The organism is Paenibacillus forsythiae T98, assembly GCF_000520735.1.
GTDB lineage: Bacteria > Bacillota > Bacilli > Paenibacillales > Paenibacillaceae > Paenibacillus_AQ > Paenibacillus_AQ forsythiae.
The window spans coordinates 1-9,034 of the sequence record NZ_ASSC01000459.1 but is presented as its reverse complement, the minus strand read 5'-3'; the positions used below and the strand labels follow the sequence as shown (position 1 = coordinate 9,034).

Here is a 9,034-nt window from a genome sequence, read left to right as displayed (position 1 = left end):
CAACGCGCCGCTGCGTCTGGCGCCGGACCGGATTCGCCTGATGGCGGATTGGGTGAAGTCCTTGACGGAGCGCCTGGAGCAGGCGAAGGCGGCGGGGGAATGTCCCCGCCGGATCTGGTTCGTCGGCGAGACGGCCGCGCACGGCAGCGTGGAACCCCTTAAGCCGCTGGAGGGCTTATCCGAGCTGCGCGCTCTGCCTTACGAGCTGGAAGGGCGCTGGATCGGGTTTCTCGGGGAGGCGCGGCATGCGTCCGGAGATATCGACGAGGCGCACAGCCTGATTCCCAATTATACGCAGCTTGCGGAGGCGGAAGCGAATCTGCTCAAAGCCGGCAAAGGAGGCCTGAATTCGAGATGACGGAATCGGAACCGGCTAGAGAGCGGGAGGAAGGTCTTGGTTTTCGGCAGATGAAGGTGGAAGATATCCCCGATATTCTCGTAATCGAGCATGAAGCCTTTACGATGCCCTGGACAGGAGAGGCTTTCCGCAATGAGCTTACGCATAATCATTTTGCCAGATATATGGTTATGGAGTTTGATGGCCGCATTATCGGTTATGCGGGAATGTGGGCGATTGTGGACGAGGCGCATGTGACGAATATTGCGCTGCTGGAGGCGTACCGGGGGCGCAAATGGGGCGAAAGACTGCTGGATGAGCTGATGAAGACCGCCGCCTATCTCGGGATGAAATCGATCACGCTGGAGGTGCGGGTATCGAACGAGGTCGCCCAGAACCTGTACCGCAAAAAAGGCTTCCGGCCCGCAGGACTGCGCAAGGGATATTATTCCGATAACCGTGAGGATGCGCTGATTATGTGGGCGGACCTGCCGTCTTATCTGGATTATGGGGTTATGGAAGGAAGAGTGGGACTGGAATGAACGAAACAACGGGCGCTGCTAAGCCTGTCTATATATTGGCGATCGAGACTAGCTGCGACGAGACGTCGGCGGCTGTCGTAAGAGACGGCTGGGAGGTATTGTCGAACATCATCTCCAGCCAGATCGAAACTCACCGCGCTTTCGGTGGTGTGGTGCCTGAAGTGGCCTCCCGCAAGCATGTAGAGGTCATTACGCTTATTGTTGAAGAGGCGCTTGCGCGGGCCGGGATCACTCCGGATAGGCTGGACGCGGTGGCGGTAACGCAGGGACCGGGGCTGGTCGGCGCGCTGCTGGTCGGCGTTGTGGCAGCCAAAGCGCTCGCGCTGGCCTGGAACAAGCCGCTGATCGGGACGCATCATATCGCCGGACATATCTACGCGGGCCGGCTGGTGAAGGAGCTGAAGTACCCTTGCCTGGCGCTGGTCGCTTCCGGGGGACATACGGAGCTGGTCAGTCTGGAGTCGGCAGGGCGCTTCCGGATCATCGGGCGCACGCGGGACGACGCGGTCGGCGAAGCCTACGACAAGGTGGCCCGGGCGCTCGGATTCCCGTATCCCGGTGGTCCGCATGTGGACAAGCTGGCGCATGAAGCAGCGGAAGCGGCGGCGCTTCCCCGGGTATGGCTGGAGCCGGATTCGTACGATTTCAGCCTCAGCGGCCTGAAGTCGGCGGTGCTGAATCTGGTGAATCAGAGCCGGATGAAGGGGCTGGAACCTGATGTGGCGGCTATTGCCCGGGGCTTTCAGGAGTCGGTCGTCGAGGTGCTGGTGGAAAAGGCCGTCCGCGCCGTCCGCGCCACGGATGCGCGGCAGCTTCTGCTGTGCGGCGGCGTGGCCGCGAACCGGGGGCTACGCGAAGCGCTGGCGGACCGTTGCGACAAGGAAGGCATTGAGCTGATCATTCCTCCGCCCGTGTACTGCACGGACAACGCCGCGATGATCGGCGCGGCCGCTTACGTGAAATGGACCCGTGACGGCGGAACGCCGCTGGATATGGTGGCCGATCCCGGGTTCTCCCTGGAAGAGTGGTCGGTCAAGGCTATTGACAGCTAGGAAGGTCCGAGCGTATAATCATGGCAATCATAATGATAAACGCGATGAGCGGAAGCAGTAAGGTTATTCCGGGATGAAGAGAGCTGCGGGGCGGTGCGACGCAGCCGAAGGAAGCCTGAACTCGTCCGGGAGCGGAGCGGCGGAAGAGATGCATGTCCGGTTACTGGAAAGTACCGGGAGACATGCGTCAACCGGCAGTGCACGGCCGGAGAAGAGTACGCCGTTACGGGTCGTCCCCGTGAAAGGACGGTCATTCGGAAAGGAAAGAAGCCGTTATTCTCTACCGGACCGTATGATTGCAAAGTGGATGTATCGGAGAGCCGCCTTAGGGCGCGCTTGAATGATAGATCAACAAGAGTGGTACCGCGAAGGCACAGCCTGTCGTCTCTTGATGAGACGACGGGCTTTTTTTATTGATATTGAAGACAATATAACGCGATGAACGGGAGCAGTAGAAGGAAGGATGGCAAGGCAGAGAGCTGCGGGTTGGTGCGACGCAGCGGTCATCCCCCTTTGAATCTCGCCCGGGAGCGTGAGCGGCGGAAACTGCGGCTTGGCGCCGCGCTGACTATGGAATCCGGGACGGCCGAACCGGTATCCGGGCAGCGCGCTCAAGCGGCGAGGTACGCGGCTTACGGATCGTCCCCGTTACCGGACATTCCCAGGCAGGGCACTGCCGCAGCGGCGTGCGCCGCCTGGGAAGATAAGCTGGACGCTGCCAAGGGGAAGACCCCGCTAAGGGCGCGTCAAGAAGAGTGGTACCGCGGAGGGGAAACCCGCCGTCTCTTTGGAGGAGACGGCGGGTTTTTATGTTTTCCGGCGGACGGAGGCCACTACACAAACTTTGACAAATCGGGAGGAATTGATTATGACCATGCAGCCAAACAGGAAGATACACATTTTCGATACGACGCTCAGAGACGGGGAACAGGCGCCTGGAGCGAGCCTGACGCCGGAGCAGAAAATCGTGCTCGCGGGCAAGCTGGCCGAGCTTGGGGTGGATGTGCTGGAGCCGGGATTCCCGGTCTCCAGCCCCGGAGATTTTGCGGCGGTCCAGACGATTTCCCGCCAGATCCGGAACGTGGAAATCTGCGGCTTCGCCAGAGCCGTCAGGGGCGATATTGATGCGGCGGCCGAGGCGACCCGGGATGCCGAGCGCCGGCGCATCCATCTGTTTATTTCCTCCTCCGACATCCATCTGCGCCATCAGCTGCGCAAGAGCCGGGCCGAGGTCGTGGCGACTGCCCGGGAGATGACGGCTTATGCCCGCCAGTTCTGCGATACGGTGGAGTTTACGGCCATGGATGCCGCGCGCACGGGCATCGACGACCTGATTGAAATGGTCGAAGCGGTCATCGAGGAAGGCGCGACGATCATCAATCTGCCCGATACGGTCGGCTACGCGCTGCCCCAGGAATACGGCGAGATGTTCCGGCGGGTGCGGCAGGGCGCCCGGGGCGGCGACAAGGTTATCTACAGCGCCCACTGCCATAACGATCTCGGCCTTGCCGTCGCCAACAGCCTTGCCGCGATCGCCGGCGGCGCGACACAGATTGAAGTGACCGTCAACGGGGTCGGAGAGCGTACGGGGAACTGCGCACTCGAGGAACTGGCAATGGCGCTCGAAACCCGGGGGGAGGCGCTGAACGCCAGAACCGGCCTGACCCTGAACAAGCTGTACGAGACTTCGCGCCTGGTCAGCGAGATGATGCATTTTCCGCTCGCCTACAACAAGCCGGTCGTGGGCCGGAACGCGTTCCAGCACGAATCGGGCATTCATCAGGACGGGCTGCTCAAAGACCGCAGCACCTATGAAATTATGGACCCGGAGCGCCTTGGCATCCCGCGCAGCATGATTATCCTGGGCAAGCATTCCGGCCGTCACGCGCTGAAGGACCGGGCCGCCCAATACGGCATCACCCTGGAGCCTGCCGAGCTGGAGGAATTGTACGAATCCTTCAAGCTGCTGGCGGACCGCCAAAAAACCGTCAGCGACGATGAGCTGCTGCAGCTAATCAGGCAATCGGCCGGCAGCCAGGCATAAGCTTATAAGCCGGGAGGGATTTCCGCGCCGCCTGTACATCGAGCCGTCCACTTACGGGCTTTGAAGGACGCCGCCCCTAAGCGCATCTTTTCCGCTGTTTAAAGCGTGCGGGAGAGATGCGTTTTTTGCAGGACAGGCATAGAGAGACGTTTTTTGTCAAGCTGTGGATAAGGTTATCCACATATTCCGCTCAATCTGTGTAAAAATCGTGTAAAAGCAGCACTCAAGGCTGTTTGTTTAATGACCGGAACAGGGTGTAAGTTTTTCACAGGCAGGTGCGCAAAATGTGGATAATGTGGATAATCCGGTGGATAAAAAAGACTTGACACAATAAACGGCGGTCTGACGCATAAAAAAAGGCCCGGCGGGCCTTTTTTTGGCAACAGTTATGCACGAAATCTGGGGACAACTCTGTGGATAATGGAGTGTGGCCAAATTCGAAATTGTTCGGAAAATGTAAGGCTTCTTTCTCTCATTATTCGTCAGCCAGCACTTCCCATTCGCTAAAAAATCCGGAAAGGCGCTGTTTCTTTTCGTTCAGATTCCGCTCATGCTCCTGGAGCACCGTATAGTCCTGATAGACCTCCGGCTTCGTCATCTCCGTTTCGATGGCCGCGATCTCCTCCTCCAGTCCGGAAATGGCGTCTTCCAGTTCGGCCAGCTTCCGCTGGCGGCTGCGTTCCTCGCGCTTGGCCTGTTTGTCGGCCTCATACGAAGAGACGCCCCCTTTTTCGGGAGAGGGGGATACGTACCTTTCGGAGCCGGCCGCAGAAGAGGAGGGAGGGCTGTCAGCCGCTTCGCTTGCCAGATCCTCCAGTTCTCCCTTTTTGGCGATATAGTCGTCGTAATTTCCAAGGTACTGGTCGATCCCGCCCGGATGAAGCTCCAGCACGCGCTCCGCCATCTTGTTCAGGAAATAGCGGTCATGGGAGATGAAGAGCAGCGTGCCTTCAAAATCAATCAGCGCCGACTCGAGCACCTCGCGGCTGACCAGATCGAGATGGTTGGTCGGTTCGTCGAGGATCAGCATATTCGCTCCACGCAGCATCAGCTTGGAGAGCGCGACACGCGCCTTTTCGCCGCCGCTGAGCGCGGAAATTTTCTTCTGTACGTCCTCGCCGCTGAACAGGAAGTTGCCGAGAATCGTCCGGATTCGCGCTTCCTCCAGCATCGGGTATTCGCTCCACAGCTCCTCAAGTACAGTGTTCTGCGGATTCAGCCGGGTCTGCTCCTGGTCATAGTAGCCGATCTTGACCTTGGCTCCCCAGCTCACGCTTCCCGCGGAAGGCTCCCGGGTTCCAGTGAGACACTGTAGCAGCGTTGATTTGCCGATACCGTTGGGGCCGATCAGGGCGGCCGTATCTCCCCGGCGAAGCTCGAAGGACGCATTTTTGAACAAGGGCGCTCCCTCGCCGAAGGCCACGGCGGCTTCCCTGACCTGGAGCACCTCCCTGCCGGATTGAAAATCCGGTTCAAAGGAAAAGTTCGCTTTCTTCAGCTCGCCGAGCGGACGTTCGATCCGGTCCATCTTTTCCAGCGCCTTGCGCCGACTCTGCGCCCGCTTGGTTGTCGAGGCCCGTACGATATTGCGCTGCACGAACTCCTCCATTTTGGCAATTTCGCCCTGCTGCTTCTCGTACTGCTTGAGTCTGCTCTCGTACTCGGCTTCCTTAAGATCCACATAGCGGCTGTAATTCCCCGTGTACCGGTGCGATTGATGCCGCTCGATTTCCACAATGGTCGTGACGAGCCTGTCAAGGAAGTAGCGGTCATGGGATACGACCAGAATGCCTCCGGAATATCCCCGCAAATAATCCTCCAGCCAGGTTAGCGTCTCAATGTCCAGATGGTTGGTCGGTTCGTCCAGCATCAGAAGATCCGGGGCTTGAAGCAGAATGCGGGCGAGCGCAAGGCGGGTCTTCTGTCCGCCGCTCAAGGTCGCGATCGGTGTATCCGGAGGGAAATCCCCGAAGCCCATGCCGTGCAGGACGCTGCGTATTCGCGTGTTCATTTCGTATCCGCCCCGGTCCTTGAACCAGTCCGAACGCTGGGAGTAGCGCTCCAGCAGCTCTGCGTAACGTTTCTCGTCCTCCGCAGCGTCCGGATCGGCGATCTGCTGCTCCAGTTGCCGAAGCTCCGCCTCGGCTTCGATAAGCGGAGCGAAGACAGACAGCATTTCCTCGTGAATGGTCCGTTCCGATTGCAAGCCGCTATTTTGGGCCAGATAACCTACCGTCGTTTCCTTCGATTTATGAATATGGCCGCCGTCAAAGGATAGCTCCCCGGCCAGTATTTTCAGCAGGGTTGACTTGCCGGCTCCGTTGACCCCGACTAGTCCCACCCGTTCCCGCTCGTTTACTTGCAGGTTGATGCCTTCCAGCACGGGCTGGATGCCGTATAATTTCGTGATACCTGTCGCTTGAAGAAGCATATTGATGAATCCTCCACCCTTAAGCCGCTTGCAGCTCCGTTCAGCGCCGCTTACGGACTTTTATTCCTGAATATAGTGTACATGAAAAGACTTTTTTGCGCGAGGTCGAAGGGTTCCGGGGCTATCTTGGCGAAATTAAAGCAAGAGTGGTAAACTGAAGGTAGTGAATTGCCTTGCAATGTCAGACATTAATGCCGCTGCCCGCTGCGTAAGGATGCGGGCTTTCAGCGGAAATTCATAGATCCCGGTTAGCCGGGGATAAGAGCAAGCATGATAAAGGAGGCAGAAGGGTGACAGACGGGAATTTGCAGCTTGCCGCCTCCAAGCGCGAGCTGCGCCGCCGCGCCGCCGCTGTCCGTGACGGAATAGATCCGGCGCGGCGGGCGGAGTGGTCCTCACTCGCGTGCCGACATGCATGGAAGTGGCTGGAGGAGACCGGTGCGAAATCGCTGATGTTCTACGTTCCGTTCCGCTCCGAGCTGGATACGAGTCCTTTGATCGAGTGGTGCTGGAAGGAAAAACGTGAGATTATTCTTCCCCGGGTCCATGCGGGTTCCGGGGAGCTGTCGCTCCATAAGGTGAAGTCGTGGAACGAGCTTGTCCAGGGTGCATACGGCATTCCCGAGCCCGCAGAGACTTCTCCGGCGATAAGGGAGGAGGACGGGCCGTCGGTTGTCTTTGTCCCGGGCCTCGCCTTTGATGACAGGGGAGGAAGGCTCGGTTACGGCCGGGGGTATTATGACCGGCTGTGGGCCAATTTCTTCAGGGGTTCCGCTTCCGGGGCGCGAGCGAACACAGTTTGGGTCGGCACCGCATACGGCGCGCAGATGCTGCCCGAAGTGCCGATGGATGTCCATGACGCTTATATGGACATGGTGATTACCGAGGAAGGCATGCTGTATTGCCAAGCGAAAGGGGACTAACGAAGATGGAGCTGACTCATTTCAACGGACAGGGAAGAGCCCGCATGGTCGATGTGAGCGACAAGGAAGTGACCAAGCGTGCGGCGACCGCGCAGAGCATGGTACGGATGGCGCCGGACACGCTAAGCGCCATCAAGGCCGGCTCAATCGGCAAAGGCGATGTGCTTGCTGTGGCCCAGGTCGCAGGCATCATGGCGGCGAAGAAGACGGCCGACTGGATACCGATGTGCCATCCGCTGCCGCTCACGGGCGTCGATATTCACTTTTCGGACAACAACTCAGATGAGCTTTATATAGAAGCGACAGTCAAGACCACCGGCAAGACAGGGGTAGAAATGGAGGCGCTGACCGCCGTTTCCGCCGCTGCGCTTACGGTATACGATATGTGCAAGGCCCTGCAAAAGGATATGGTGATCGGCCCGACGCTGCTTGCGTCCAAGACCGGCGGCAAGAACGGCGATTATGCCCGCGAGGAAGCGTAAGTTAGCGTATCATTACATAAACGAGGATAGAGAGGAAGGAGAACCTATGGCGTGGAAGACAGCAATCCTGACGGCCAGCGACAAGGGGGCCCGGGGCGAGCGGGAGGATACGAGCGCCCAGGTCATCCGCGAACTGGTTGAGGAGGAACTTGGAGGGGAAATCGTAGAGTACCGGATTGTACCCGATGAACTGGACGAAATTATTGCCGCGCTTATCGAATTGACCGATTATTTTCAAGCCGACCTGGTGCTGACCACGGGAGGAACCGAACTGGCGATCCGCGATGTGACGCCGGAAGCGACGCGCCGGGTGATTGAGCGGGAAGTGCCGGGGCTGCCGGAGGCGATGCGCAGCACGGTGATGCAGAAGAACCGCGCCGCCATGCTGTTCCGCGGAATCTCCGGCATTCGCGGCCGGACGCTGATCGTTAATCTCCCGGGCACGCCCAAGGGCGTGCATGAGCATCTGGCCGCCATCATGGACCAACTGCCGGAGGCGCTGCTGATGGTTACCGGGCAATATCGGCAGTAACGTCATGCGGCGTCTGGCGTTTAACAGGTGTTCTTCCTTAAACAACTGTCTTTCGTTTGACTTTCGACACAGATAACAGATGCATGTGTGATATAAATTATGGTATTATGGATATGTCGAAAACGGTATCATGAACGGAACACGGGACAGGGAGGAATGAACATGTTAAACGGGATCGGGGCGCCGGGAATCGTACTGCTCGTCATTCTGGCTTTGCTGCTCTTTGGTCCGAACAAGCTGCCCGAACTTGGCCGTGCGGTTGGCAGAACCTTCCGCGAGTTCAAGGAAGGGACCCGCGATATCATTGCCGAGACCGAGCCGGCGGTCAAGAGCGAGGCGCCTGCGCCGGCGGCGCAGAATGCTTCCGTTTCCCAGGAGAAGCGTTTGCCGGAATAACACCGCGAGGTTGAATGACAAGACTGCACGCGGAGGCGCCCTTAAGTCCCCGGACTTCACGGGGGCGCTTCTTTTTTGAAATATTGAACGCCGCAGGCGGTTCTTCTTGCGTTGTCAATCGGATAATCCGGCGCCCCGGGTATGACGATCTGGCAAGCTTTGCCGAACAAGACGCTGAGCGGGGACGGCGGCCTAAACGGCAGGAGGGGGAGGGGCATGCCTTTGCAATCCGGAGCCATGACGGTGGCCGAGCATCTTACGGAGCTGCGCAAAAGAATTATATACGTGCTGGTCG

The 9,034-nt window shown here is 58.8% G+C and carries 7 protein-coding genes and 2 pseudogenes; 8 read left to right on the top strand and 1 reads right to left on the bottom strand.

All coding sequences use genetic code 11. The features are described 5' to 3' along the window. The 4 genes and pseudogenes from L692_RS32780 to L692_RS28900 all read left to right on the top strand — a co-directional run. A pseudogene (locus L692_RS32780) lies at nt 1-358 on the top strand (tRNA (adenosine(37)-N6)-threonylcarbamoyltransferase complex dimerization subunit type 1 TsaB); the annotation flags it as partial. Beyond that, nucleotides 355-879, top strand: a complete 525-nt coding sequence (gene rimI / locus L692_RS0114740; RefSeq protein ID WP_025700938.1) for a ribosomal protein S18-alanine N-acetyltransferase — start codon at nt 355-357, stop codon at nt 877-879. The pseudogene L692_RS32780 and the gene rimI, both read left to right, overlap by 4 nt. Further along, nucleotides 876-1,931 (top strand): tRNA (adenosine(37)-N6)-threonylcarbamoyltransferase complex transferase subunit TsaD, encoded by a 1,056-nt coding sequence (gene tsaD / locus L692_RS0114735; RefSeq protein WP_025700937.1) that lies wholly within the window; start codon nt 876-878, stop codon nt 1,929-1,931. Before rimI ends, tsaD begins: the two co-directional genes overlap by 4 nt. Before the next feature lie 868 nt (nt 1,932-2,799). Continuing rightward, nucleotides 2,800-3,969 (top strand): annotated as a pseudogene (locus tag L692_RS28900) (2-isopropylmalate synthase); the annotation flags it as partial. Between the two features lie 481 nt (nt 3,970-4,450). On the opposite strand, the gene L692_RS0114725 reads toward L692_RS28900, so the two are convergent. After that, a complete protein-coding gene (locus tag L692_RS0114725) occupies nt 4,451-6,406 on the bottom strand; it encodes an ABC-F family ATP-binding cassette domain-containing protein (protein WP_025700936.1) in 1,956 nt (651 codons plus the stop codon). A gap of 290 nt (nt 6,407-6,696) precedes the next feature. On the opposite strand from L692_RS0114725, the gene L692_RS0114720 reads away from it, so the two are divergent. The 4 genes from L692_RS0114720 (at nt 6,697) to tatA (ending at nt 8,739) form a co-directional block, all read left to right on the top strand. Next, nucleotides 6,697-7,329 carry a 5-formyltetrahydrofolate cyclo-ligase gene (locus L692_RS0114720; protein ID WP_025700935.1) on the top strand — a complete coding sequence of 211 codons (633 nt, stop codon included), beginning with the start codon at nt 6,697-6,699 and terminating at the stop codon, nt 7,327-7,329. Between the two features lie 5 nt (nt 7,330-7,334). Continuing rightward, nucleotides 7,335-7,811 carry a cyclic pyranopterin monophosphate synthase MoaC gene (gene moaC / locus L692_RS0114715; protein ID WP_025700934.1) on the top strand — a complete coding sequence of 159 codons (477 nt, stop codon included), beginning with the start codon at nt 7,335-7,337 and terminating at the stop codon, nt 7,809-7,811. Nucleotides 7,812-7,857: 46 nt separating this feature from the next. Further along, the gene (locus tag L692_RS0114710) at nt 7,858-8,343 is read left to right on the top strand and encodes a MogA/MoaB family molybdenum cofactor biosynthesis protein (RefSeq protein WP_025700933.1); all 486 of its coding nucleotides are present in this window, start codon (nt 7,858-7,860) and stop codon (nt 8,341-8,343) included. 162 nt (nt 8,344-8,505) lie between these two features. Next, nucleotides 8,506-8,739 (top strand): twin-arginine translocase TatA/TatE family subunit, encoded by a 234-nt coding sequence (gene tatA, locus L692_RS0114705; protein WP_025700932.1) that lies wholly within the window; start codon nt 8,506-8,508, stop codon nt 8,737-8,739. The last annotated feature ends 295 nt before the right edge of the window (nt 8,740-9,034 follow it).